Here is a 23,928-nt window from a genome sequence, read left to right as displayed (position 1 = left end):
GGGCTGAATCATCGGGGCCAGACACTTATCTCTTAAAGTAATCTTTAAAGTTATATATAGAACAAAAACGCATAAATAAAACAGCCGATCACACCAAAGCCACGTGGTCCGTGGCCTGGCTTCAAGCCGTTGTTTTTCAATGCTTTAAAGGCATACAAAATATTCGGCAAAGGTATGAGCTCAGTGCGGGTTTCCACTGCACAAGGCCAGCAACTCGTCCAACAAACTCTGGCCCGCTGCGCCCAAGCCACTGCGACCATACAAGGCCAATCGCACGCCATGAACAGCTGGCAAGCCACTTTCTGGGCCGAGTATGCGATGACCCGGTTGCAACACCCGTTCTGGCAATAAACTGATGCCCAAGCCTGCCGCCACCGCCGAGCACACACTGGCCAGGCTGGCGCTGGAATAGCCGATGCGCCAACGCCAACCGGCACGCTCAAGATGGTGCAGCATGTCGTTGCGATACAGGCCGCCTACGGGGAAAGCCACCAGCGGCAGCGGGTCACGCCCCAGCGCCGGCGTGCTCAGGCTGTCGACCCAATACAAGGGCTCCGGCCACGACGCCACACAGTCGTCGCTGTCGCCCATCTGCTTGACCAGCAACACATCGAACTCACCGCCCCGGTACTGGCGCTGCAATTCAGGGCCCAGCCCGCTGGTGACCTCCAGTCGCACCCGTGGATAGGCCACCACAAACGCCGATAGCAGCGGCATCAGGCGCTCGGCGGCGAAATCCTCCGGCACGCCGAGGCGCAACACGCCGTCGCTTTGCTGGTTGATCAGCACGTCGGCGGCTTCTTCGTGCAACGCGAGAATACGGCGCGCATACGCGAGCAGACGCTCACCCTCGGCGGTGGCCACTACCCGGCGCTGATCGCGATCCAATAACTGACAGGCCACTGCGTCTTCCAGACGGCGGATCTGCTGGCTGACGGTGGATTGAGTCAAATGCAGGCGCTCGGCGGCGCGGGTAAAATTGCCGCAGTCCACCACGGCGACAAAGCTGCGCAACAACACGGGATCGAACAACGTCATCACCATTGCGTTTGCCACTGATTGGCATGTTTATATTTAATTTCAGCATACCCCGGTGGCTGACCATACTTCACCTTTCATCGCGCCCGGGGCCTTGTATGAACGACGATCAACCACACCTGCAACGCGCTATCGCCTTGGCCCGCGCCAACGTCGCCCAAGGTGGCCGCCCCTTCGGTGCGGTGCTGACGCGCAACGGTGAAGTGCTGGTGGAAGCCGTGAATGAGATCCACCTGACCCAGGACCCCACCGCCCACGCCGAGCTGCTGGCGATCCGCGCAGCGAGCCGGCAGTTGGGTGCACGCCTGGAAGGGTGTGTGATCTACGCGAGCGGCCAGCCTTGCCCGATGTGCCTGAGCGCCATGTACCTGTGCGGCGTCGAGCGCGTAGTGTTTGCCGCCAGCAACGAAATGGCCGAGCCGTACGGCCTGTCGACCGTAGCCATCAGCCAACAGGTCGGCCTGCCTATCGGCGCGCAACGCCTGCCCATTCAGCACCGGCCCGATGCCGCAATGACTGCGCTGTATCACCAGTGGAAAACCCTGCATGACCCTGAATAAATCCCTCGCCGGCTGGGGCCTGCTGGTGGTGCTCGGCCTGAACCTGCGCCCGATCCTCAGTTCCATCAGCCCACTGCTCGGCGAGATTCGCCAGGCCACCGGCCTGAGCTTTCAGAGCAGCGCCCTGCTCACCAGCCTGCCGGTGATATGCATGGGGCTGGTGGCACTGGTCGGCGTGCGCGTGGAGGCTCGCTTGGGCGAGCGTCGCGGCATCGCCCTGGGCTTGTTGATGATTCTGCTGGCGTGCCTGGCGCGCTGGCTGATGGGCCAGGCTTCTGCACTGCTGGTTACCGCGCTGCTCGGCGGTGCGGGCGTGGCACTGATCCAGGCGCTGGTGCCGGCGATGATCAAGCGCGAATTTCATCACCGCGTGCCGGTGGCGATGGGCGTGTATTCGGCCTCGCTGATGGCCGGCGGTGGGCTGGCGGCGCTGCTCAGCCCGGTGGTAGCCACGCATTTCGAGCAATGGCAAGCAGGCCTGGGTGTGTGGCTCTTGCCGGCGCTGGGGGCGTTGTTGCTGTGGGCCTGGCTACCGCTGGGCGCCGCGCGAAACCCACTGCAGGCGCCTGCGTTCAAAGGGTTGCGTAACCGGCGCGCCTGGCTGCTGGCGCTGTATTTCGGCTTGGTCAACTGCGGCTACATGAGCATGGTCGCGTGGCTGCCCGCCTACTATCAGCAACTGGGCTGGGGCGTGCTGCCCAGCGGTTCATTGCTGGCATTCATGACAATTTTTCAGGTGGCGGCCGCCCTGCTGATGCCGGTGCTGGCGCAACGCGGTATCGACCGCCGCCCATTGCTCAGCATCAGCCTGCTGGCGCAAACCATCGGCTACCTCGGCCTGATCATTGCGCCGCAGGAATATCCCCACCTGTGGGTGGCCTTGTGCGGCTTCGGGTTAGGGGCGTGCTTTGCCCTGAGCCTGCTGCTGACCCTCGACCACCATCGCGACCCACGCCAGGCCGGGCAACTGGCGGCGTTCGTGCAGGGTGTGGGCTTTCTGATCAATGCGATTTCGCCGTGGCTGACCGGCTGGCTGCGCGAGCTTACCGGCAATTTCGTCAGTGCCTGGGTGGTGCTGACGGTAACGGTGGTGGCGATGCTGCTGGTGACGCGGGTGTTCAGCCCGGCCACCTATCGCACCGACCTAGAAGTCGTAGCGCCCAGTCACGCCTAAGGTGCGCGGCGTGCCCAGCAGGCCCTCGTAGCCGCCGTTACCGCCGGTCCACAGGGTGGTGTAGTAGGTTTTGTCGAAGGCGTTTTTCAGCCATAGCGATACGTCCCACTGCCCTTGGTCATAGTTGCCGCGCACGCCGGTCGACAAGTTGACCACCGCATACGCCGGGATCTGCCCGTAGTCGGAATCTTCCACGGTGCCCACGGCTTTGGAACGGAACGCGTAGCTGGCGGTGACGTAGGGTTCGAAGCCGTTCGCCAGGTTCCACTTGTACTCGCCGTTGGCGTTGGCGATCCACTTCGAGGCGCCCACCACTTGGTGGCCGGTCAGGTCGCAGGATGCCGGTGCACCGGGACGCAGGCTGGTTTCCGGCGGGCACGGTGCATCCTTGTAAGACAGGTACGTCACGTCATTGAAGGAGCCGTTGATGTTCAGGGTCAGGCCCTTGATCGGCACCAGGGTGCTTTCCACTTCCACGCCCCGCGAGCGCACGGAACCGGCGTTGGTCAGGTACTGCACGCGGTTGTCCTGGTCGTAGGCGTTGGTCTGGTAACCGTTGACCTGGGTCCAGAACAGGTTGGCATTGAGTTGAAGGCGGCGGTCCCACAGCGTGCTTTTGAAACCCAACTCGGCGTTATTGGCGCGCTCGGTGCCGATCAGCAACGAGTCGGCCCCGGCCGTGGGCGCAGAACCTACCGCCAGGTTGACCCCACCCGATTTTTCGCCATGGGACAGCGTCGCGTAGCCCAGCAGGTTGTCATTGAAGTGATAACTGAGGTTGAGCAGCCCCGAAGGCGTGGCGCTGTATTGCGACAGGTCGCCCGAGTCATAGGCCCCGGTACGCCCACGCCGTGCAGTGGCCGCCGCACCGCTCACCGCAGCGCCACCCAGCGGCGCATTGCGAGTGACCCAGGCGCTTTTTTCTTCGTAGGTGCCACGCAGGCCGGCGGTGAAATCCAGGCGTTCGGTCAGGTGCCAGGTGCCTTGGGCGAACAGCGCAAAACTGTCAGTGCGGATATGCCCGTTGCCGACGCTGCTCACATTGTTCAAAGCGCCGGTCGGCGTGCCATTCCAGATATCGGCCTTGGGACCGTAATAAGCAAAGGATTTATTATCCAGTTTGGAGCCGAAGTAGTAGGCGCCCAGCACGTAATCGAAGAAACCACCGCTGGGCGACGCCAGGCGCAATTCCTGGGACCACTGCTTATCTTCCACCGAAACCCCGGCGTTATACGACGCCGGTACGTTGAGGCCATCATCGTTGCGCGGGGTGAAGTTCCACCAGCGGTAAGCACTCACCGAGGTCAGGGTGAAGTCGCTGGGCAGCGTCCAATTGGCTTCCAGCGAGGTACCGCCCTGGAACACCGTGACGTGCTGGTCGTTGTCGAGGTTGACCTTGCGATGGGTGCCATCCACCAGGGTCGCCCCTGCTGCATTGGCCCGGGCTTGATACAGGTTGGTGCCATTGATGGTCGGGCCGGTGCTGTACAGCACGCGGGTGCCGGCGCTGGAGTCTTCTTCGTTGTAGTCACCGATCCAGCGCAGGCTGAACGCTTCGTTGGGCTTGTACAGCAGTTGCCCGCGAAAGCCCTGGCGTGAACCGCCGTTCAGATCATGGCCGTCGTGTTCATTCTTGATGTCGCCGTCGCTGCGCGTGCGATAGGCCGAGAAACGCCCCGCCAGGTCATCGGTCAGGGGGCCGGAAATCGTGCCCTTGGTCTGGAAATAACCGTCCTCGCCCAAGGAGGTTTCGATGCTGCGCTCGGGAGTAAAACTCGGCGCGCGCGTACTGATATTGATCACACCAGCGGTGGTGTTCTTGCCGAACAACGTGCCCTGGGGGCCGCGCAAAACTTCAAGCTGCTCAATGTCCATCAGGTCGAACACCGCCATGCCCGGGCGCCCGAGGTAGACGTTGTCGATATACAGCCCCACGCTGCCTTCCAGGCCATCGCTGGCCGGGTTGTTGCCCAGGCCGCGGATCGACACGCTGGACTGGCGCGCATGCATATAGGCGACGTTGACGCTGGGCACCAGTTGCTGCAAATCCTGGATGCGGTACACCCGCTGGGTTTCCAGGGCCTGGCCACCGAGCACGCTCATGGGCGTCGGCACGGCCTGGGCACTTTCGGTACGCCGCCGGGCAGTCACGGTGACAGTTTCCAGTTGGCCACTGGCGCTTTCGCCCTTGCCGGCAGGCGCGGGTGTTTCAGCGGCCTGGGACGGTGACCAACTGCTGCTACCAGCCACTAACACAGCCAGGGGCAAGGACTTGAACAGACTCATAAGCGGCTCCAAAACCCGGAGATATCCGTCGCCAGATATTCCTAAAGGTTATTTATTTATGTTTTTACGAACATTTACTGCATAAGAGATAGCCTTTATAAGGAGTCGACCTAATGCATAGCCAATGCATTTCCCGGATATTTTTGATGTGAAAAATGCATATCGACTTGCGCCAGCTTCGCCACTTCATCGCCCTTGCTGAACAACGCAGTTTTGTCGCGGCAGCCTTGGCTGTGAACCTGTCGCAGTCGGCGTTCAGTCGCAGCATCCAGGCCCTGGAACACAGCGCCGGCTGCCAACTGGTGGACCGCGGCCGCAAGGACCTGGCGCCCACCAAGCAAGGCCAGGTGCTGCTCGAACATGCCCGGCGCCTGGTCAGCGGCGCACAACAACTGGCCAACGAAATCAGCCAGTTCAACGGCCTGGAAGCTGGCGAGCTGCGCTTCGGCTGCGGCCCGGCCCCGGCAGGTGGGTTGGTCCCCCGCGCCATCGGCAGTTTTATCGGGCGCTACCCCAAGGCCCGCGTGCAGTTCCAGGTGGACGACTGGCAAAGCCTGGGCAAACGCCTGCTTAGCGAAGAGTTCGAATTTTTCGTCGCCGACACCCGCCACTTCGAAGCCAACCCCGACTACCACACCCACCGCCTGCGCCCACGTCGCTGGTACTTCTGCTGCCGCGCCGGCCACCCCCTGACCGCGCGCAACAGCGTCAGCGCCGCCGAACTGATGAGCTACCCGCTGGCAGTGACCATCCGCCCGCCGAACCTGCGCAAAGTCATCGTCGACCTCAGCGGCCGGCCCGATTACCAGCCCAATGTGGAGTGCGAAAACGGTTACAGCCTGATGGGCGTGGTACTGCGCTCGGACGCCATCGGCATCGTCAGCGCCAACAGCGATGTGCTGCACATGGCGCGCGGCGAACTGGTGTGTTTGCAGATTGAAGGATTGGACGAAAACCTGGAGGAGCGCTACACCCGCTATGGGATCGTCAGCCGCGCAGGGTATCGGTTGTCGCCGCTGGCGCAGGCGATGATTGAGCAGATCAAGGAGATTGATGAGTTGGATGAGGAAGTGTGCGCACTGGAAAATGTTGCCATCTGATGAAGCGTCATCACGGCATTGCTATTTACACAACCTGTGGGCTGCAGCAGCAAAGTAACCACGATGCGAAGCGAGTCGCTCTTGATCTGCTTTTGCTTTTGATCTCAGGCGCCCCGTTAAACCACGCTGGCCGGAATTCGACAGGGATTTGGGGGGTAAACCGGCAGGGATGCCGGTTTAGCCGCCCCGCGCCATGGATGGCGCGTGGCGGCGGCCCCCCAAATCACTGGCGGATTACGGGCACACCGAGCCCAAGCGAGGTGCCGAGTGGTGGGGCAAGAGCCCTTTGGTTACTTTGGGGCTCTTTTCCAAAGTGACCCGCCGTCAGGGCGGAACCCTAAGTGGCCGTTACCTAAAATAACGGATATGTACTCGGTCTGATCCAACATCCCGGTCGGCTGGCAGGCCGCCTTCGCGAGCAAGCCCGCACAGTTTGATCGCGGGGCGTCAGATAGATAGGGGCCGGCTGTGAGGCCGTCATCGCAGGCAAGCCAGCTCCCACAATTTGATCGCGGAGTGTCAGGTAGATGAGTGTCGGCTGGCTTGCCTGCGATGACACCAGCAGCCACCCCATGCACTCACTGCATAAAATCCAGACCTCAAATGCACTTGCCAGCCCCCCCTACGAACGGCGAAAAAACGCTCCTGTCCTTCGTTCGGTGAACCTCCATGTCTGAACCAAAACCCGTGCGCAACGTGCTCTACATCATGTGCGACCAACTGCGCCGCGACTACCTGTCCTGCTACGGCCATGCCCATCTGCACACGCCGAATATCGACCGCCTGGCCGCCGCCGGTGTGCGTTTCAGTCGGGCCTATACACAGGGCACCATTTGCGGCCCGTCGCGCATGTCGGCCTACACCGGGCGCTATGTCAGCAGCCATCAGGTGGCGTGGAATGCAGTGCCGCTGCCGCTCGAAGAGCTGACGATCGGCGACTACCTGCGCCCCCACGGCATCCGCACCGCCCTGGTGGGCAAGACCCACGCCACGCCGAACCTTGAGGCCTTGCAGCGCCTGCAGATAGACCCCGACAGTGCCCAGGCCGAGCCACTCAACGAGGTCGGTTTCGACGCGTACCTGCGTCACGACGGCATCTATCCCGACAGCCCGCTGTTCGAGGATAAGCGCGAGTCCGCGCCCTACACCCAATACTTGCGTGATCACGGCTACAACGGCAGCAACCCGTGGCATGAATGGGCCAACGCCGCCGAAGGTGAGAACGGCGAAGTGCTCAGCGGCTGGCATATGCGCAACGCCGGCAAACCCGCACGGGTGGCCGAAGAACATTCGGAGACCGTCTATACCACCGACCGCGCCATCGACTTTATCGACGAACAAGGTGAACAGCCTTGGTGCCTGCACCTGTCGTATATCAAGCCGCACTGGCCCTACATCGCGCCCGCGCCGTATCACGCGCTGTACGGCGCCGAGCATGTGCAGGCGCCGATTCAACCTGAGCACACCAGCGATCACCCGGTGTACCAAGCGTTTCGCCAACATCAGGAGAGCCTGAATTTCTCCCGCGATGAAGTACGTCTGACGGTCATTCCCACCTACATGGGCCTGATCAAACAGATCGACGATCAACTCGGGCGGCTGTTTGATTTTCTGCAAAGCAACGGCCGCTGGGACGACACGCTGATCGTGTTCACCAGCGATCATGGCGACTTCCTCGGTGACCATTTCCTCGGTGAAAAAGAGTTTCTGCTGGAGCCGGCGGTGGGTGTGCCACTGATAGTGCGTGACCCACGGGCCAGTGCCGATATCACCCGTGGCAGCGTGGATGAACGCCTGGTGGAAACCATCGACGCCCTGCCGACGTTTCTCGATGCGTTGGGCTTGCCCGCCGCCGACCATCGCCTGGAAGGCCGCTCATTGATTCCATTGCTGCAGGGCGCACAACCCACCTGGCGCAGCTATGCCATTGCCGAATACGACTACGCCTTCCAGGCCCCCGCTCGTGAGCGCCTGGAGCAACCCATCGACCGTTGCCGCATGACCATGGTGCGCAGCGAGCGCTGGAAGTACCTGGCCTACGACGGCTTTCGCCCGCAACTGTTCGACCTGGAAAATGACCCGCAAGAACTGCACGATCTGGGCAGCGATCCCGCCTATGCCGAGGTGCGCGAGACGCACCTGGGTTATCTGTTCGACTGGCTGCGCGGGTTGAAGCGGCGCACCACCATCAGCCACACGGAGGTTGAGGTGCGCGGGCAATGGTTTCGCTATGGGGAACCAGAGGCAGAGAAAGTGGTGCAGATCGGCGTTTGGTAGAACGGCACCGGTCTAAATGTGGGAGGGGGCTTGCTCCCGATAGCATTGGGTCAGTCAAAGATGCTGTGACTGACACTCTGTTATCGGGAGCAAGCCCCCTCCCACATTTTGATCTCCAACCTGGCTTAGAGACCTTTGGTGGTCTGGCTGCGCTGCCCTTGCACACCCACCGGCACATCGCCCTTGAGCGTAACCCGGCGCACGATGCGCTCCTGGGTGCCGTAGTCGTCCACCGCGTAATGCTGGGTAGCGCGGTTGTCCCAGATCGCCACGTCGCCGGTATTCCAGCGCCAGCGCACGGTGTTTTCCAGGCGGGTGACGTGGCCTTGCAGCAGGTTGAACAGTTGCGTCGACTCCGTCTGGGAGTAGCCCTTCAGGCGTTTGACGAAATGCCCCAGCAACAGGGTTTTCTCGCCGCTGACCGGATGCACGCGCACCACCGGGTGTTCGGTTTCATACACCGTGGAAGTGAATACTTTGCGGTATTCCTCCAGCTTCTCCACCGCCACATCGGGTTTGCGTGCGGCGTAGTCGTATTCGTTACTGTGCACCGCCCAGAGGTGGTCAGCCAGTGCGCGCAGCTCCACGCTGAGGTCGTTGTAGGCAGCGGCTGTGTTGGCCCATACGGTGTCGCCGCCGGAAGCAGGCGCCAGCACCGAACGCAGGATCGAAGCCTTAGGATAGGCATCAACGAAAGTCACGTCGGTGTGCCAGGAATTGGCGCGTTGGCCGCGAGTGCCATCCAATTCCATCAGGAACCGCGTGCCATCGCGCACCGGCACCGTGGGGTGGGCAATCGGCTCGCCAAGCAGGTGGGCGAACGCTTCCTGGCTCTGGTCATCGAGGTGGGTCTGTTCGCGGAAGAAGATCACCTTGTACTGCACCAGCGCCTGCTGGATGGCTTCGACGGTGGCGGCATCCAGCTCGCCGGACAGTTTGATACCTCGGATCTCGGCGCCGATACGGCCGGCCACTGGGTGAATGTGGAGTGCGTGGGCGACGGGTTGAACGGCTAATGCGGCGTTGCTCATTGTGATGACCCTCATGTGCCTGCGAATGGTGGAGATGCGTTCCGGCAACGCTCTATTCATATGCCTTTTAGATCTAGCAGATTAACGAGTGCTTCGTTGACGGAATAAGAGCTTGCATTTAAAACCTCAGCTTGCTCGGTCGCAAATGCCTTCGACCTATTTTTAAAATGCCGGGAAAGCATATGGATCTTCGCCAACTGCGTTACTTCATCGCCCTCAACGAACACCGCAGTTTCGTGCGTGCCGCCGACGCCATGGGCATTACTCAACCGGCGTTCAGCCGCAGCATTCAGGGGCTGGAACAGGAGTTTGGTTGCGTGCTGGTAGACCGTGGCCACAAGGACCTGCGCCCCACACCCGAAGGCCAGGTGGTGCTGCAACATGCCCTGAGCCTGGTGCATGGTGCAGCGCTGCTGAGCAGTGAAGTGACGCGCATGACCAAGCTCGACGCCGGCGACCTGCGCTTCGGCTGCGGCCCGGCGCCCGCCGTGAAACTGGTGCCGGATGCAGTGGCGCGGTTTATCAATGCCCACCCGAAAATCCGCACAAGCTTCCAGGTGGATAACTGGGAGACCCTCAGCCGCAGCCTCAGCCGTGAAGAGATTGAATTCTTTATCGCCGACATCCGCCAGTTCGAGGCCGACCCGAATTTCCAGACCCGTGCGCTCACCCCCAAACGCGGGGTGTTTTTCTGCCGCCCCGGCCACCCCTTGCTGGCCAAGGACAGCCTGTCGACCAACGATATGTTCGACTACCCGCTGGCGGCGCCGTTGATCTCCCAAGGCATTCGCAAACTGCTGGCGAACCTGAGCGGGCGCATGGATTTTTCCCCGAGCATCCAGACCGAGCACTTCCCGGCGCTGGTGAGGATTGTGCTGCAATCCAATGCCATCGGCGTTGGCACCGAGGAAGCCTTTGCCGAAGACATCGCCCAGGGCGTGCTGGTGCTGCTGCACTGGCGCAACCTGCCACAGAATATGGAGACCATGAGTGCACGCTGCGGGATCGTCAGCCGCACGGGATCGCGGTTGTCGCCAGCGGCGAAGGCGATGATTGAGATGCTGGTGGAGGTGGATAGTCAGCAGGTAAGTGTGGCGGTTTGAAGGGCCTCATCGCAGGCAAGCCAGCTCCCACTTTGAGCGGTGAACACGTTCAAGTGTGGGAGCTGGCTTGCCTGCGATAGCGATAGCCCAGGCACCGACAAGCTCAGAGCCCCGCCGCCACCAGCCCAGGCACCACCCAGTCACTCACCTGAAACGACCTGCGAATCAACTTCTCCTTCGAAGCCAAATCCACTGCATCCTGCAATTTGCCCAGGAACACCGGGTCCAGGGTCGAGGGGAAAATCTCGCTGAGTTTCTGGTCTTTCAAATCATTGGTCAGGATCACCGGCGGGTAACTGGCCAGCCCTGATACCAGTTCGATATACGCCTGTTTGTTGTTGTCATCGGTCAACCACTGCACCGCTTGCTGCTGAGCCTTGAGCAGCTTGGCCACCGCATCGGGGTGTTCATCGACAAACTTGGCGCTGCCCACCAGCACGGCCTGGATGCTGCCGGCATCGCCCAGGTCTTTGGTGGTCAGCGGTATTTCTGCCAAGCCCTTGGCCTGCAACGCCGTGAGGGTAGAGCCGCCCCAGGTCGCGTCAATCTGCTTGGCGGCCAGGGCGGCAGCGGCCGCGTTGAAGTCCAGATTGATCACCTTAAGGTCCTTCTCGCTCAAGCCCTGGCTGGCCAGTGCACTGTCGAACGACAACTGGCTGGCCGTGCCACGGAACACTGCGACACGTTTGCCCTTGAGGTCTTGAAGGGTCTTGATGCCAGAGCCCGGCACCACGCCGAGGTAATGCTTCACGCCACGCGCGGTGGCGCTGAGCAGGCGAGTATCCAGGCCATTGGAGCGGCCGATGATCGCCGCCAGGTCACCCAGATAGGCCAGGTCCACCTGGCCATTGGCAAAGGCTTCATTGATCACCGGACCCGCGCCCTTGAAGTAATTCCACTGGATCTTGATGCCTTGGTCGGCAAAGGCTTTTTCATAGATTTGCTGCTCACGCAGCACGTCGGTGATGCCGCCGCCGCTGTGCTGGCTGCCGGCACTGAGGTCGGGCACGGCGATGCGAATTTCCTTGAGGTCCGCAGCGTGCACCAACCCGGCCAGGGCGGTACCGGCAAACAGGCTGATCAAACGTTTGAAGGGCAGTTTCATAAGCGCAGCTCCTGGTGGGCGACGGTCGCCTGGGGAACAAAAAATAGGCACAGCGCATACAAAACTTTAAATACTATAAATTCACAATTTAATAGCTTTTTGGACTATGCAAGCGAATACACAGGCTCCAGAGCGTTATGCATGAACAGCATTGAAAATATTCTCCGAATGCATTGGATGCGCGCGGCACTGAGGCTTTAAATGATTTCTCTTAGCTCGCAATCATCTTGATTACGTTTTTGTAAGATCAAAATCACATAACGAATTTGGCGACAACGGAGGTCTTCCATGGCCCGAATTTCACTTTTGAGCCTGCCGCTGGCGGCCCCGTCCAAGGATGCCGTGCCACGTTGGCCGCAGCTGGGCCAGCGCTTGTTGCCCTGGCTGCTGCCGCTCACGTTGTTTGCCCTGTGGTGGTTGGCCAGCCGCAATCACTGGATGAGCGAGCAGATTCTGCCGGCCCCGGCCCTGGTGTGGAGCAGCGCAGTGGAGTTGGCCGGTGGCGAGTTGTGGAGCCATCTGGTGATCAGCTTGCAGCGCTTGTTCTGCGGCCTGCTGGCGGGTATCGCGGCAGGCGCGATACTCGGCGCGAGCCTGGGTTTCAGCGCCCGCGCCGAGCGTTTGGTATTCCCGACGTTCAGCGCGCTGTCGCAGGTGCCGACCCTGGCATGGATCCCGCTGTTCATGGTGTTTTTCGGCATTGGCGAAACCTTGAAACTGGTGGTGCTGGTCAAGGCCATCGTGGTGCCCGTCACCCTGCATACCCTGGTGGGTGTGCGCGATGCCCAACCCAACCTGCGCGAAGCCGCCCGCGTGTTGCGCTTGCCCAGCCATGTGCTGATTCGCCGACTGATTCTGCCCGCCGCGCTACCGGCGTTCATGGCCGGGGTACGCCTGGCCCTGGCGGCGGGCTGGACGTCATTGCTGGCCGTGGAGTTGCTGGCCTCCAGCGAAGGCATCGGCTACCTGATGGTGTGGGCGCGGCAGTTATTCATGCTCGATATTGTCTTTGTGTGCATCGTGGTCATCGGCGTGCTGGGCGTGGTGATGGACCGCGGCATCGGCTGGCTGGACCGCAAGTGGGTGCACTGGCCCCATCCGGCCACTGCGCAGATTCGACGCGGACCACGCTACGAAGGCTGGCAGCGCATGCAACCCTGGCTGTTGCCGCTGCTGCTAGTGGCGTTATGGCAAGTAGCGACGCAGCAGGATTGGGTCGACCCAAACATTCTGGTCAGCCCCTGGGCGGTGCTGCAAACCAGCGTGGCGGGCGTGCTGGATGGCAGCCTGACCACGGCGCTGGGCAAAAGCCTTGGCCGGGCCCTGGGCGGGTTGCTGCTGGGCGGTAGCCTGGGCTTTGCCATGGGCCTGTGGCTGGGGCTGTCGCGGCGCGGTGAGCGGCTACTTGGCCCCACTTTGTCCGCGCTGCGCCAGATCGCGATTTTCGCCTGGGTGCCGCTGCTCACCGCCTGGTTCGGCCTGGGTGAACTGGCCAAGTGGGTGTTTATCGCCCTCGCCGCGTTCTTCCCGTTATTCATCGCCACCCAGCGCAGCGTGCTTAACCTGTCGCCGCAACTGCGCGAGACCGCGCAGGTGCTGCGCCTGAGCCTGTGGCAACGCCTGCATCGCCTGGTCCTGCCGGGTGCAGCGGCGGGGGTTTTCGCCGGCCTGCGCCTGAGCCTGATCTACGCCTGGATGGGCACCATCGGCGCCGAATATTTCATGCCCTCAGATGGCGGCATCGGCAGCCTGATGATCGGCGCCCAACAGTTGCTGCGCATGGATTTGATCATGAGCGGCATGCTGCTGGTCGGCATCACCGGCGCCGTTCTCAACCTGATCGGCCAACGCATCGAAACCCGTGCCACCCGCTGGAGACACGCATGAACGCACCGATTGTCAGCTTCAACCATGTGGGCAAAAGCTTCGACGTCGACGGCTTCGAACTGGAAGCCATCCGCGAATTCAACCTGCAGATTGCCGAGGGGGAATTTGTTGCGATTGTGGGTTCCAGCGGTTGCGGGAAATCCACACTGCTGCGCTTGCTGGTGGGCTTGGATACGCAGTTTCGCGGCGAGATCCAGGTCGATGGCAAAGCCGTCAGCGGTATCGGTGGCGAGCGCGGCATCGTGTTCCAGGAGCATCGCCTATTTCCCTGGCTGACCGTGGCGCAAAACATCGGCCTGGGCCTGGTCAACGAACCCCTGAGCGAGGCCGAGCGCAACCGGCGCATCAGCGACTTTATCGAGCTGGTGGGCCTCACCGACTTCACTCGCGCCTATCCCCATCAACTCTCCGGCGGCATGGCGCAACGGGTGGCGATTGCTCGCGGCCTGGTGGCAAGCCCGCGCATCCTGTTGCTGGACGAACCCTTCGGCGCCCTGGATGCACTGACTCGCCAGCAGATGCAGGACGAACTGCTGGCGATTCGCGCCCGTGCCAGGATCACCACGGTACTGGTGACCCACGATGTGGAAGAGGCGATTTTCCTCGCCGACCGCGTGGTGGTGATGGAGCCTCGACCCGGGCGCATCAAGCAAGTGGTGGACATCGCTCTGCCCCATCCGCGCCAGCGCAGCAGTTTTGAATTCCACCAGTTGCGCGAAGAGCTGTTGCACGAATTAACCAGCGACGACCATTACCAACCGCCGGTGCGCGAACAGATCCGTGACCTGCCATTGGCGTTCATTGCTTGCTGAAAGAGAGCTCAGTGCGCGAGTGTTCCTGGGGTTCCAGGCGATTGGCTCGCGCAAACGTGCCCAAATCATTGAAGCGCACCCCCATCTCGGCCATGACCTTGTGCGCCACCTTGGCGGTCATCTGGCGGATGTAGAACGGCTCCTTCACCACAAAATGATGGATGCCGTGGGTGCTGCCGAAATTGAAGCAGAAGGCCTGCAACGGCCACATCCACCACGGGTTGAGCACCTGGGTCTGCTGGATCACGTTGCCCGGTTCAACATCGCCGTAGTAGTGCATGTTGGAGCTGACAAAATGCAGGCAAAACGTGCGCAGTACATTCGGACCAATGATCACCACGGCGGCTATGTCGATTAACCGCATCATCTGCAAGGTGCCGGCCGACCACTCGATAGGCGTGCCCACCAGGCTGGCGACGCCATTGGCGGTATGAAAGCCCAGGAAGATGTACCACGCGCCCCAATGCAACAGCGCCAGCGGAGCGTACACCAGCAGCACGCGCTTGAAGATGCTGAACCTGTGCGGCCAGGTCTTGGCGCGCAACAGGCGGATCAAGGCCGACATCATGTTGTCGCCCACCATCAGCAACCGTGCGATGCCCCAAGGTTCACCGTTGGTGATCGCGCGCTCTTCCATATCGGCCTCGGTGCCGGAAACCTTGTGATGGTTAAGGTGCAGGTGCCGGCGTATCCATGGGTTGATGGTGCTCGGCCGCGCCAGCCACACCAGCCCCATCATCAGGTTGTGGGGCACGCGTTGCTTGCGAAAGTACATGCTGTGGATCAGGTCGTGTTCCAACTCGTGGGTGAGCGAGGCGAAGAAGGCATTGAGCAACAGGCATACCCACCACGCCATATGGCCCGTTATGTAGAGCGCTGCCGAGCCCAGCATACCGGCCAACGCAAAGGCCAGGATGCCCGCACCCAGTGCGTCCTGATGCAACAGCCAGGGATGCCGCCGGCGCAGACGCACACCCTCGGCCAGCACCACCTCACGGATATGCGCCGAGCGCTGTTGTGCGTTCATCTGCTGGGGGCTTGCAGAAGTACCGTCCATGCTTTCATTCTCTTGTGGAGTGATGCCTGCATCCTGCACCCAACCAGCGTGCAGGGCGCTAGCCCCGGACGCCAACCTGTTGACCGCAAGCGCCAATCGACATGACCGAACCCACCTCCCTCGCCAGCTGGACCCGCGCCCTGCGCAAGCAACTCGACGCCCTGGGCCTGGACAGTGCCGCGCTGTGCCTGGAGGCCGGGCTCGACCCGTTGTTGATGGACGATCCCAATGCGCGCTACCCACTGTCGGCCACCACGCGTTTATGGGCACTGGCGGTGCAGGCCAGCGGTGACCCGGCGATCGGGCTGCGGGTGTCGCGATTTGTCAGCCCCACCACCTTCCATGCGCTGGGCTACGCGTTGGTGGCCAGCGGCAGTTTGCGCGAGGTGTTCGAGCGCATCGTGCGTTATCACCAAGTGGTCAGCGATGCGCTGAACCTGGAGCTCAGCCGTCACGGTGATCGCTACTACTTCCGCCTGCTTCAACTCGAGGGCAGCCCGGCACCGGCAGTGGAAGCCATCGATGCGTTTGCCGCGATCTATGTGCGTACCTGCCGTAATCGACTGGGGCGCGACTATGCACCGTTAGCGGTGTACCTGCGGCGCCCCGAGCCGGACGACCGTTCGCCATGGCAAACGGTGTTCCGTTCCCAAGTGTTCTTTGGCGCCGAGGAAGACCGCCTGGAGTTCGCCGCTCATGACTTCGACAGCCACCTGGACGATGCCAACCCGGAACTGGCCGAACACAATGAAACCGTGCTCAAACGCACCCTGGCCCAATTGCAACCGCTGACCTGGGAGCGCAAGGTGCGCGCCGCCATCGAGGCGCAATTGCCGGACGGCGAACCCGGCGCGGAGCGGATCGCCCAGGCCTTGCATTTGAGTTTACGCAGCTTGCAGCGGCATCTGGCCGATGAGGGTTGTCGGTTCGACGCGCTGCTCAATGAATGCCGGCAGAACCTGGCGTTGTTGCACCTGCGTGACCCGCAGTGTTCATTGGCCGAAATCAGCCATTTGTTGGGGTTTGCCGATACCAGCAGTTTCAACCGTGCGTTCAAGCGTTGGACGGGGATGACGCCGGGGCAGTTTCGGGAGGGGGGGCAATAGCCGCATTGACCTCCCGAAACTTTTCAATAAGCGGGAGCACGGGGTCAAGCTGTCACTTTAAACTCAATATCGTCCGTCCAGGGCGAGCGAACTCCGTTATATGTTTGAATGCCGAATACTTTATAAACACGGGGGTCGAAAACACAGTCAAACTCCCACTCCCCGTTCTCATCCACTAAAGCAAAGCCAAAAGAAGTGCCGTCGATCGGCTTATGAACGAAATAGACCCACCAACCGGGAATGCCCTGACCTGAAAACTTCACAGGTGATGAGTACGTTTCAGCGCTCTTCGGAGTATTGACAACAGGCGCCTCTATTCCAGTTTTTTCTGAAATCTGTTCTAAATCTTTGTAAGTGGGTGGTTGGGATTTGGTAGACATGCGTGTTCACTCCTTGAATGCCAATTGACAATCAAAGTCTGCCTCCCTTTAAACACCCAATCTACTGTCAAACTTGACAGGTACGAGCCTGTTTAGAGGTTAGCGCCACGACGCCGTAACACCTTCTTTACCCGCGTCACCAACGCCTTGGCGTCAAACGGCTTTAGCAAGTAATCATCCTCATGCAATTCCAGCCCACGCAGGCGATCTTCAATGCCATTGGGCGTGGTCAAGAACAGCACTGGCGTCTCTCCCCTTTGCCGAAGCGCCTGCTGCAGCTTCCAGGCATTCAGGCCCGGCAGCATCACATCCAAAATCACCAGGTCGTACACAGTGCTTTCCACAAAGCGCTGCGCCGCCATGCCGTTGGCCGCGACTTCCACCGAAAAGCCGGCCTCGCTCAGGCCCTGGGCCATAAGCTGCGCCAGTTGCGGCTGGTCTTCCACTAACAACACTTGCATGCCTTACCTCTGGGTTTGATTACAAACCTGTCATCCAATTGTGCGGCTTTTGTCCGCGTCCACTGGCTACCGTGAGCACCTGCCTTCTGGAGCCACAACCATGTATCGCACCGCTTTGTTCTTGAGCCTCGCTGTGACCACCGCTGCCCAGGCCGCCCCACAACTGCCACACCATGCCGAGCTGGATTTGCACACTGCGCGCCAACTAGCCGACGCCAGCCTGGCCCACTGCACGGCCGCGCTGACGGTACTGGACCGTGGCGGTAACTTGCTGGTGGCCCTGCGGGCGGATGGCGTAGGCCCGCACAACAGCCTCGCCAGCCAACGCAAGGCGTACACCGCGCTGTCGACCAAAACCCCCACCCGGCTGTTTGCCGAACGGGCGCGTAATAATCCCGAGGCCGCCAACCTTAACAGCTTGCCCGAATTACTGTTGCTCGGCGGCGGCGTGCCGCTGTTTGCCGAGGCCGAACTGGTCGGCGCGCTGGGCATCGCCGGTGCCGGTGGCGCCGCGCAGGATGAAGCCTGTGCGGTGCAGGCCGCCGAGCAACTGGGCTTGAAAATCACCCCTTGATTCCACCTAAGTCAAAAGGACTTCTCAATGAAAACCCTTAGCATGACCCTCGCCGCCCTCAGCCTGAGCGGCCTGTGCAACCTGGCCCTGGCCGCCGGCAACCCGCTGAGCGTGCATGTGCTCAACCTGGAAAACGGCCTGCCGTCGGCCGGCGTCAGCGTCACCCTGGAACAACATGTGGGCTATCAGTGGCAATCACTGTCCCAGGGCGTGACCAATCAACAGGGACGCATCGCCGAACTGTTCCCTGCCGACCAGAGCATGAAGCCGGGCGAGTACCGTGTGGTGTTCAAGACCGGCGATTATTACAAGAAGGCCAACCGCGAGACGTTCTTCCCCGAGGTGCCGGTGATCTTTCAGGTCAAGCAGGCCGACCAGCATTACCACATCCCGCTGTTGCTCAGCCCTTACGGTTTCTCTACCTATCGCGGTTCATAGGCCCGCGGCCAGGCGCAGCCCATTGAGGTCCAGTATCTCGATGGCGCCGTAGCTCAAACCAATAATGCCCTGTTGCTCCAGCGCCTTGAGCAGACTGTTGATGGTCTGGCGCGACAGGCCCAGCATCGCCGCCAGATCCTCCTGAGGCAGCTGCAGCACGCGGCGCGCCTGCTCTACTTCGCCGTAGCCTTGCGCGATCATCAGCAACCGATGGGCCAGCCGCCTGGAGGCGGGCATCAGGCTTGTCTGTTCGATGTTGATCAATGACAGACGCAGTTTCTGGCTCATCAGCAGCGCCATGTCCCGCCAGAACACCGGATGCTGTTCGAGAATGGCGAGGATCGCCGCTTGTGGTACCTGCACCAGCGTGCAGGCTCCCGTGGCGAGGGCATCGTGGGTGCGTGGCAGGTTATCGAACAGGCAGATCTCGCCGAACCAGTGTGGGGTTTCCACCAGGCTCAACACCGCTTCCTTGCCCTGAGCATTGACGGCACTGATGCGCACCGCCCCTTCCAGCACCGCATACAGGCCACACGGCGGGTCGCCGCGCTTGAACAGAAACTGCCCCGCTGTCAGTACGCGCAACCGCGCCGCCCCCAGCAGGCTACGCTGCAAGTCTGGCGGCAAGTGCCTGAACCACTGACCGCGCGCCAATCGCGCCTGCCATTTGCCTGTGTCCATGGGAACTCCGAAGATTGTCGCCCAGTTGACAGTTAGGCACCGACTGACAGGGCATGATCAAACATCCTACAGGAGGAACAACAATGAAAAGCCTCGTCGACCACCTCAGTCAATACGCCGCTTACCACCGCGACCCGCGCAATATCTTCAGCCACTTTATCGGGATCCCGCTGATCGTGGTCGCGGTGGCGGTGCTGCTGTCGCGTCCGCAGTGGGCGCTGGGCGGCCTGTGGGTTTCACCTGCGGTCGTGCTGGCGTTGTTTTCGGCGTGGTTCTACCTGCGCCTGGAACTGGCCCTGGGCGTGCTGATGACAGTGCTGATGGGGTTGTCGGTGTGGGCCGGGCATGTCTTGGCGGCGCAGAGCACGATGGTGTGGCTGAGCAGTGGCGTGGGTATGTTTGTAGTGGGGTGGGTGATTCAGTTTGTCGGGCACTATTACGAAGGCAGGAAACCGGCGTTTGTCGATGATGTGTCGGGGCTGATTGTGGGGCCGTTGTTTGTGGTGGCGGAGTTGGCGTTTCTGCTGGGCTTGCGCCAGGACCTCAAGCGCCAGATTGAAGAGCGTTCGGGGCCGGTGGCGGTACGCGGGAAAAACGCCACGGTCTAACAGGTAATGAAGATCCAATGTGGGAGCCGGGCTTGCCCGGCTCCCACAAGGGTTTTGCAGTGTTATTAGGCTTTTTGCCAGACCTTGGGTTTGAAGAACAGGGTCTCGCCACGGGCCAACCCGGTAAGGCTGTCATGGTCTTTCACCACTTCGGCCTCAATCAGCTCGCTTTGGCCTTCAACCTGCAGGGTCACGCGAGTAGTCGCGCCCAACGGACGAATATCCCGCACTTGCGCCGCATGGTGGTCTTCCAGTTCATGGCGTGACAACGACACTTCGTGGGGGCGGAACAGCAGGTGCTTGTCTTCGCCCAAATGCAGGCGGTTGGAGTCACCCAGGAAGTGATAAACAAAATCGCTGGCCGGGTTTTCGTAAACGTCTCCCGGTGAACCGATCTGCTCGATCACGCCCTTGTTCATCACCACGATACGGTCGGCGACTTCCATGGCCTCTTCCTGGTCGTGGGTCACGAAGACCGAGGTCAGGTTGATATCTTCGTGCAGGCGCGCCAGCCAACGGCGCAGCTCCTTACGTACCTTGGCATCGAGGGCGCCGAAGGGTTCGTCCAGCAACAGCACCTTGGGCTCAACCGCCAGGGCGCGGGCCAGGGCGATACGTTGGCGCTGACCACCGGAGAGTTGTTCCGGGTAACGATCTGACAGCCAATCAAGCTGCACCATGTTCAGCAGTTCATGAACCTTGGAGGCGATCTGGCTTTCGGTGGGGCGTTGGTTTTTCGGCTTCATGCGCAGGCCGAAAGCGACGTTGTCGAACACGGTCATGTGGCGGAACAGCGCGTAGTGCTGGAACACAAAGCCGACGTTGCGATCACGTACATCGTGGCCGGAGACGTCTTCGCCGTGGAACACGATGCTGCCGGCGTCCGGGGTTTCCAGGCCGGCGATGATGCGCAGCAAGGTGGTCTTGCCACAGCCGGACGGGCCGAGCAACGCCACCAGCTCGCCACTCTGGATATCCAGGTTGATGCTGTCCAGGGCCTTGAAGGCGTTGAAGTTCTTGCTGACATTACGGACTTCGATCGACATGACTTATTCCTCACCGGCGCTGTTGCGCAGGCGGTTGATTCGGTTCTCGCTCCACTGCTTGAGCAGCAGGATGAAGAGCGCCAGGATCAGCAACAGGCTGGCCACCGCAAACGCGGCAACGTGGTTGTATTCGTTGTAAAGAATCTCGACATGCAGTGGCAGCGTGTTGGTCACGCCGCGAATGTGGCCGGACACCACCGACACTGCGCCGAACTCACCCATGGCCCGCGCCGTACACAGCACCACGCCGTAGATCAGGCCCCATTTGATGTTCGGCACGGTGACATGCCAGAACATCTGCCAGCCATTGGCGCCCAGCAGGCGCGCGGCCTCTTCTTCCTGGGTGCCCTGCTCCTGCATCAGCGGGATCAGCTCCCGGGCCACGAATGGCACGGTGACGAAGATGGTCGCCAGCACGATGCCCGGCAGGGCGAACACGATCTGGATGTCATGGTCTTGCAACCACGGCCCGAAGAAGCCCTGGGCGCCGAACATCAACACGTAGACCAGGCCCGCAATCACCGGTGAAACCGAGAACGGCAGGTCGATCAACGTGACCAGGATGCTTTTGCCACGGAACGAATACTTGCTCACACACCAGGCCGCGCTGACGCCAAACACCAGGTTGAGCGGCACCGAAATCGCCACGGCGATCACCGTGAGTTTCAGCGCCGACAGCGCGTCCGGCTCAAGAATCGCGGTGAAGAACGAGCCGAGGCCATTCTTCAGGCCTTGGGACACCACGATCACCAGCGGCAACAGCAGGAACAGGGCAAACACCAGCCAGCCAAGGCCGATCAGGATACGTCGCGACGTCGCGCTGCCACGGCGGGCTGCGTTGGCCGAGGACGCGGCGGAAATAGACGATTGGGACATGTTCCGCGCCTCCTTATGGACGTTCGATGCGCCGCTGCAACAAGTTGATCAGCAGCAGCAAGACAAAGGAAACCACCAGCATCAACACACCAATGGAGGTGGCGCCGCGGTAGTCGTATTGGTCCAGCTTGACCATGATCAGCAACGGCAGGATTTCGGTTTTCATCGGCATGTTGCCGGCGATGAAGATCACCGAACCGTACTCACCCACACCACGGGCGAAGGCCAGCGCGAACCCGGTCAGCCAGGCAGGCAATAACGCCGGCACGAGGATATGGCGGAACACCTGCAGCGGCTTGGCGCCCAGACAGGCAGCGGCCTCTTCGACTTCCCGGGGGATATCGGCAAGTACCGGCTGCACGGTGCGCACCACGAAGGGCAAGGTCACGAAGGTCAGCGCCAGGGTGATGCCCAGGGGGGTATAGGCGATCTTGAAGCCCAGGTCTGTGGCGAACTGGCCAACCAGGCCGTTAGGGGCATACAGCGCGGTCAAGGCAATACCGGCGACGGCTGTAGGCAAGGCGAACGGCAGGTCGATCATCGCATCGATGATCTTGCGGCCGGGGAAGGTGTAGCGCACCAGTACCCAGGCCAGCAGCGTACCGATCACGCCGTTGATCAGCGCGGCGTACAACGCGGTGCTGAAGCTCAGCTTCAACGCCGCCAGCACGCGAGGCGCGGAGATGATGTTCCAGAACTGGTCCCAGGTGAGTTGAGCGGCGTGTACAAACATCGCCGCCAGCGGGATGAGCACGATCAGGCTGAGGTACACGACGGTGTAGCCCAGCGTCAGCCCGAAGCCGGGTATGACGGGGGAAATACGACGCGACATAAGAGTCCTTGGTTAAAGGGTAGAAACCACTGTAGGAGCGCGCTTTTTGTGGCAGCTGGATTTTCTGTGGGAGCCGGGCTTGCCCGCGATGCAGGCACCTCGGTGTATCAGCCACACCACGGTGATGCTATCGCAGGCAAGCCAGCTCCCACACAAGCCCAGTTCCTACAGAAAGTCAGGCCCCTACAGTTACTTTGGCTTACTGCGCCGTATAGATCTGGTCGAACACGCCACCGTCATTGAAGAATTTCGGTTGGGCAGTTTTCCAGCCGCCGAAGTCTTTGTCGATAGTCACCAGGTCCAGTTTCGGGAACTGCTGCGCGTATTTGGCGGCTACTTTTGCATCGCGTGGGCGGTAGAAGTTTTTCGCCGCAATCTCCTGGCCAGCCGGGCTGTACAGGTGTTTGAGGTATTCGGTGGCGATCTCGGTATTGCCCTTTTTCTCGGCGTTCTTGTCGACCACAGCCACCGGCGGTTCCGCCAGGATCGACAGGGACGGCACGACGATGTCGAACTTGTCGGCGCCGCCGTCTTCTTTCAGGGCCAGGAACGCCTCGTTTTCCCAGGCCAGCAACACGTCACCCTGACCGTTGTTGACGAAAGTAATGGTAGAACCCCGGGCGCCGGTGTCCAGTACCGGAACGTGCTTGAACAGCTCCTTTACGTATTCCTGAGCCTTGGCTTCGCTGCCACCGGCCTTGAGGCCATAGGCCCAGGCGGCGAGGAAGTTCCAGCGCGCACCACCGGAGGTTTTCGGGTTGGGCGTGATCACCGACACGTCTTTCTTGATCAGGTCGCCCCAATCCTTGATGCCCTTGGGGTTGCCCTTGCGCACCAGGAACACGATGGTCGAGGTGTATGGGGTGCTGGCGTCCGGCAGGCGGGTTTGCCAGTTTTCCGGCAGGGTCTTGCCCAGCTTGGCGACTTCATCGATGTCACCGGCCAGGGCCAGGGTCACTACGTCGGCGCGCAGGCCGTCAATCACTGCGCGTGCTTGCTTGCCCGAGCCACCGTGGGACTGTTGGATCTTGACGTTGTCGCCGGGATGGGACTGCTTCCAGAAGTGGGTGAACTCTGCGTTGTAGTCCTGATACAGCTCACGGGTCGGGTCGTACGAGACGTTGAGCAGCTCATAGTCTTTGGCAACAGCGGAACCGGCAAACACGGCACTGGCCAGCGCGGCCAAGGCATAACGGCGAATCGACGACATAGAAGCTCCTGAAATTCTTGAGTGTTGGCTTTTCTTGTAATTGCGGGTCTATCGCCGTTCTTGCTCAGCTCGGTTTGTTACCCGGGTTCTGCAGACGGAATTTTTCCTTGCGTTCGATCTGTACCACTTGGGCGTTATGCACAGTAATTTCCACCGCGCCAAAACGCAGATCGCGCAAGGCGCTCTGGATCTCACGCAAAATGGCTGCTTCGTCCTGGCCGTCGACGCTACGTAGAGATGCGCTCATGGTCTCGCTCCTGAAATGAATAGTGCCTGGCAGTGGCGG

The 23,928-nt window shown here is 61.1% G+C and carries 24 protein-coding genes; 11 read left to right on the top strand and 13 right to left on the bottom strand.

All coding sequences use genetic code 11. The features are described from left to right. Window positions 1–180 precede the first annotated feature (180 nt). A complete protein-coding gene (locus tag TX23_RS12080) occupies window positions 181–1,032 on the bottom strand; it encodes a LysR family transcriptional regulator (RefSeq protein ID WP_057702704.1) in 852 nt (283 codons plus the stop codon). Window positions 1,033–1,136: 104 nt separating this feature from the next. On the opposite strand from TX23_RS12080, the gene TX23_RS12075 reads away from it, so the two are divergent. Both TX23_RS12075 and TX23_RS12070 read left to right on the top strand, forming a co-directional pair. After that, window positions 1,137–1,598 (top strand): nucleoside deaminase, encoded by a 462-nt coding sequence (locus TX23_RS12075; protein ID WP_057702362.1) that lies wholly within the window; start codon window positions 1,137–1,139, stop codon window positions 1,596–1,598. Then, entirely contained in the window at window positions 1,585–2,772 is a 1,188-nt protein-coding gene (locus TX23_RS12070) for a CynX/NimT family MFS transporter (RefSeq protein ID WP_057702361.1), read from the top strand. Before TX23_RS12075 ends, TX23_RS12070 begins: the two co-directional genes overlap by 14 nt. Here TX23_RS12070 and TX23_RS12065 read toward each other — a convergent pair. Beyond that, entirely contained in the window at window positions 2,743–5,058 is a 2,316-nt protein-coding gene (locus TX23_RS12065; protein WP_057702360.1) for a TonB-dependent receptor, read from the bottom strand. The genes TX23_RS12070 and TX23_RS12065 overlap by 30 nt on opposite strands. Before the next feature lie 155 nt (window positions 5,059–5,213). Here TX23_RS12065 and TX23_RS12060 point away from each other — a divergent pair, with 155 nt between their 5' ends. Together TX23_RS12060 and TX23_RS12055 are read left to right on the top strand one after the other, a co-directional pair. Then, window positions 5,214–6,158, top strand: a complete 945-nt coding sequence (locus TX23_RS12060; protein ID WP_057702359.1) for a LysR family transcriptional regulator — start codon at window positions 5,214–5,216, stop codon at window positions 6,156–6,158. 669 nt (window positions 6,159–6,827) lie between these two features. Further along, complete coding sequence (locus TX23_RS12055; protein ID WP_057702358.1) at window positions 6,828–8,435, top strand: alkaline phosphatase family protein; 1,608 nt, start codon at window positions 6,828–6,830, stop codon at window positions 8,433–8,435. 125 nt (window positions 8,436–8,560) lie between these two features. Here the strand turns inward: TX23_RS12055 and TX23_RS12050 are convergent, their stop codons facing one another. Continuing rightward, window positions 8,561–9,466, bottom strand: a complete 906-nt coding sequence (locus TX23_RS12050) for a TauD/TfdA dioxygenase family protein (protein ID WP_057702357.1) — start codon at window positions 9,464–9,466, stop codon at window positions 8,561–8,563. A gap of 182 nt (window positions 9,467–9,648) precedes the next feature. Here TX23_RS12050 and TX23_RS12045 point away from each other — a divergent pair, with 182 nt between their 5' ends. After that, window positions 9,649–10,569 carry a LysR family transcriptional regulator gene (locus TX23_RS12045; RefSeq protein WP_057702356.1) on the top strand — a complete coding sequence of 307 codons (921 nt, stop codon included), beginning with the start codon at window positions 9,649–9,651 and terminating at the stop codon, window positions 10,567–10,569. A 103-nt stretch (window positions 10,570–10,672) separates the two neighbouring features. On the opposite strand, the gene TX23_RS12040 is transcribed toward TX23_RS12045, so the two are convergent. Beyond that, the gene (locus TX23_RS12040; protein ID WP_057702355.1) at window positions 10,673–11,674 is read right to left on the bottom strand and encodes an ABC transporter substrate-binding protein; all 1,002 of its coding nucleotides are present in this window, start codon (window positions 11,672–11,674) and stop codon (window positions 10,673–10,675) included. A 288-nt stretch (window positions 11,675–11,962) separates the two neighbouring features. Between TX23_RS12040 and TX23_RS12035 the strand changes: the two genes are divergently transcribed. Further along, complete coding sequence (locus TX23_RS12035) at window positions 11,963–13,561, top strand: ABC transporter permease (RefSeq protein ID WP_057702354.1); 1,599 nt, start codon at window positions 11,963–11,965, stop codon at window positions 13,559–13,561. Further along, complete coding sequence (locus TX23_RS12030; RefSeq protein ID WP_057702353.1) at window positions 13,558–14,373, top strand: ABC transporter ATP-binding protein; 816 nt, start codon at window positions 13,558–13,560, stop codon at window positions 14,371–14,373. Before TX23_RS12035 ends, TX23_RS12030 begins: the two co-directional genes overlap by 4 nt. On the opposite strand, the gene TX23_RS12025 is transcribed toward TX23_RS12030, so the two are convergent. Continuing rightward, window positions 14,360–15,430 carry a fatty acid desaturase gene (locus tag TX23_RS12025; RefSeq protein WP_057702352.1) on the bottom strand — a complete coding sequence of 357 codons (1,071 nt, stop codon included), beginning with the start codon at window positions 15,428–15,430 and terminating at the stop codon, window positions 14,360–14,362. The genes TX23_RS12030 and TX23_RS12025 overlap by 14 nt on opposite strands. A gap of 101 nt (window positions 15,431–15,531) precedes the next feature. Between TX23_RS12025 and TX23_RS12020 the strand changes: the two genes are divergently transcribed. Then, window positions 15,532–16,536 (top strand): AraC family transcriptional regulator, encoded by a 1,005-nt coding sequence (locus tag TX23_RS12020; protein ID WP_057702351.1) that lies wholly within the window; start codon window positions 15,532–15,534, stop codon window positions 16,534–16,536. 44 nt (window positions 16,537–16,580) lie between these two features. On the opposite strand, the gene TX23_RS12015 is transcribed toward TX23_RS12020, so the two are convergent. Continuing rightward, window positions 16,581–16,916, bottom strand: coding sequence for a hypothetical protein (locus TX23_RS12015; protein WP_057702350.1), 336 nt, complete (start codon window positions 16,914–16,916; stop codon window positions 16,581–16,583). 92 nt (window positions 16,917–17,008) lie between these two features. Then, entirely contained in the window at window positions 17,009–17,377 is a 369-nt protein-coding gene (locus TX23_RS12010) for a response regulator (protein ID WP_057702349.1), read from the bottom strand. Between the two features lie 100 nt (window positions 17,378–17,477). Here TX23_RS12010 and TX23_RS12005 point away from each other — a divergent pair, with 100 nt between their 5' ends. Both TX23_RS12005 and uraH read left to right on the top strand, forming a co-directional pair. Continuing rightward, window positions 17,478–17,951 (top strand): GlcG/HbpS family heme-binding protein, encoded by a 474-nt coding sequence (locus TX23_RS12005; RefSeq protein ID WP_057702348.1) that lies wholly within the window; start codon window positions 17,478–17,480, stop codon window positions 17,949–17,951. A 27-nt stretch (window positions 17,952–17,978) separates the two neighbouring features. Continuing rightward, window positions 17,979–18,389, top strand: coding sequence for a hydroxyisourate hydrolase (uraH, locus tag TX23_RS12000; protein ID WP_057702347.1), 411 nt, complete (start codon window positions 17,979–17,981; stop codon window positions 18,387–18,389). Here uraH and TX23_RS11995 read toward each other — a convergent pair. Beyond that, a complete protein-coding gene (locus tag TX23_RS11995) occupies window positions 18,384–19,070 on the bottom strand; it encodes a Crp/Fnr family transcriptional regulator (RefSeq protein WP_057702346.1) in 687 nt (228 codons plus the stop codon). The two genes, uraH and TX23_RS11995, sit on opposite strands and share 6 nt — an antisense overlap. Before the next feature lie 83 nt (window positions 19,071–19,153). On the opposite strand from TX23_RS11995, the gene TX23_RS11990 reads away from it, so the two are divergent. Then, window positions 19,154–19,678, top strand: coding sequence for an Mpo1 family 2-hydroxy fatty acid dioxygenase (locus TX23_RS11990; RefSeq protein ID WP_057702345.1), 525 nt, complete (start codon window positions 19,154–19,156; stop codon window positions 19,676–19,678). 65 nt (window positions 19,679–19,743) lie between these two features. On the opposite strand, the gene TX23_RS11985 is transcribed toward TX23_RS11990, so the two are convergent. The 5 genes from TX23_RS11985 to oscA all read right to left on the bottom strand — a co-directional run bounded on the left by TX23_RS11985 (window position 19,744) and on the right by oscA (window position 23,889). Continuing rightward, window positions 19,744–20,724: a sulfate/molybdate ABC transporter ATP-binding protein gene (locus TX23_RS11985; protein ID WP_057702344.1), complete on the bottom strand. Its 981-nt coding sequence runs from the start codon at window positions 20,722–20,724 to the stop codon at window positions 19,744–19,746. A gap of 3 nt (window positions 20,725–20,727) precedes the next feature. Further along, a complete protein-coding gene (cysW, locus tag TX23_RS11980; protein ID WP_057702343.1) occupies window positions 20,728–21,600 on the bottom strand; it encodes a sulfate ABC transporter permease subunit CysW in 873 nt (290 codons plus the stop codon). Window positions 21,601–21,613: 13 nt separating this feature from the next. Next, entirely contained in the window at window positions 21,614–22,432 is an 819-nt protein-coding gene (gene cysT, locus TX23_RS11975) for a sulfate ABC transporter permease subunit CysT (protein WP_005783708.1), read from the bottom strand. A 199-nt stretch (window positions 22,433–22,631) separates the two neighbouring features. Next, a complete protein-coding gene (locus tag TX23_RS11970) occupies window positions 22,632–23,642 on the bottom strand; it encodes a sulfate ABC transporter substrate-binding protein (protein ID WP_057702342.1) in 1,011 nt (336 codons plus the stop codon). Between the two features lie 64 nt (window positions 23,643–23,706). Next, window positions 23,707–23,889 (bottom strand): sulfur starvation response protein OscA, encoded by a 183-nt coding sequence (gene oscA, locus TX23_RS11965; protein ID WP_003170956.1) that lies wholly within the window; start codon window positions 23,887–23,889, stop codon window positions 23,707–23,709. Window positions 23,890–23,928: the final 39 nt, after the last annotated feature.

The organism is Pseudomonas paralactis, from assembly GCF_001439735.1.
Lineage (GTDB): Bacteria > Pseudomonadota > Gammaproteobacteria > Pseudomonadales > Pseudomonadaceae > Aquipseudomonas > Aquipseudomonas paralactis.
Note: the sequence above shows the minus strand (reverse complement) of the source record. Positions and strands in the feature narration are given on the sequence as shown.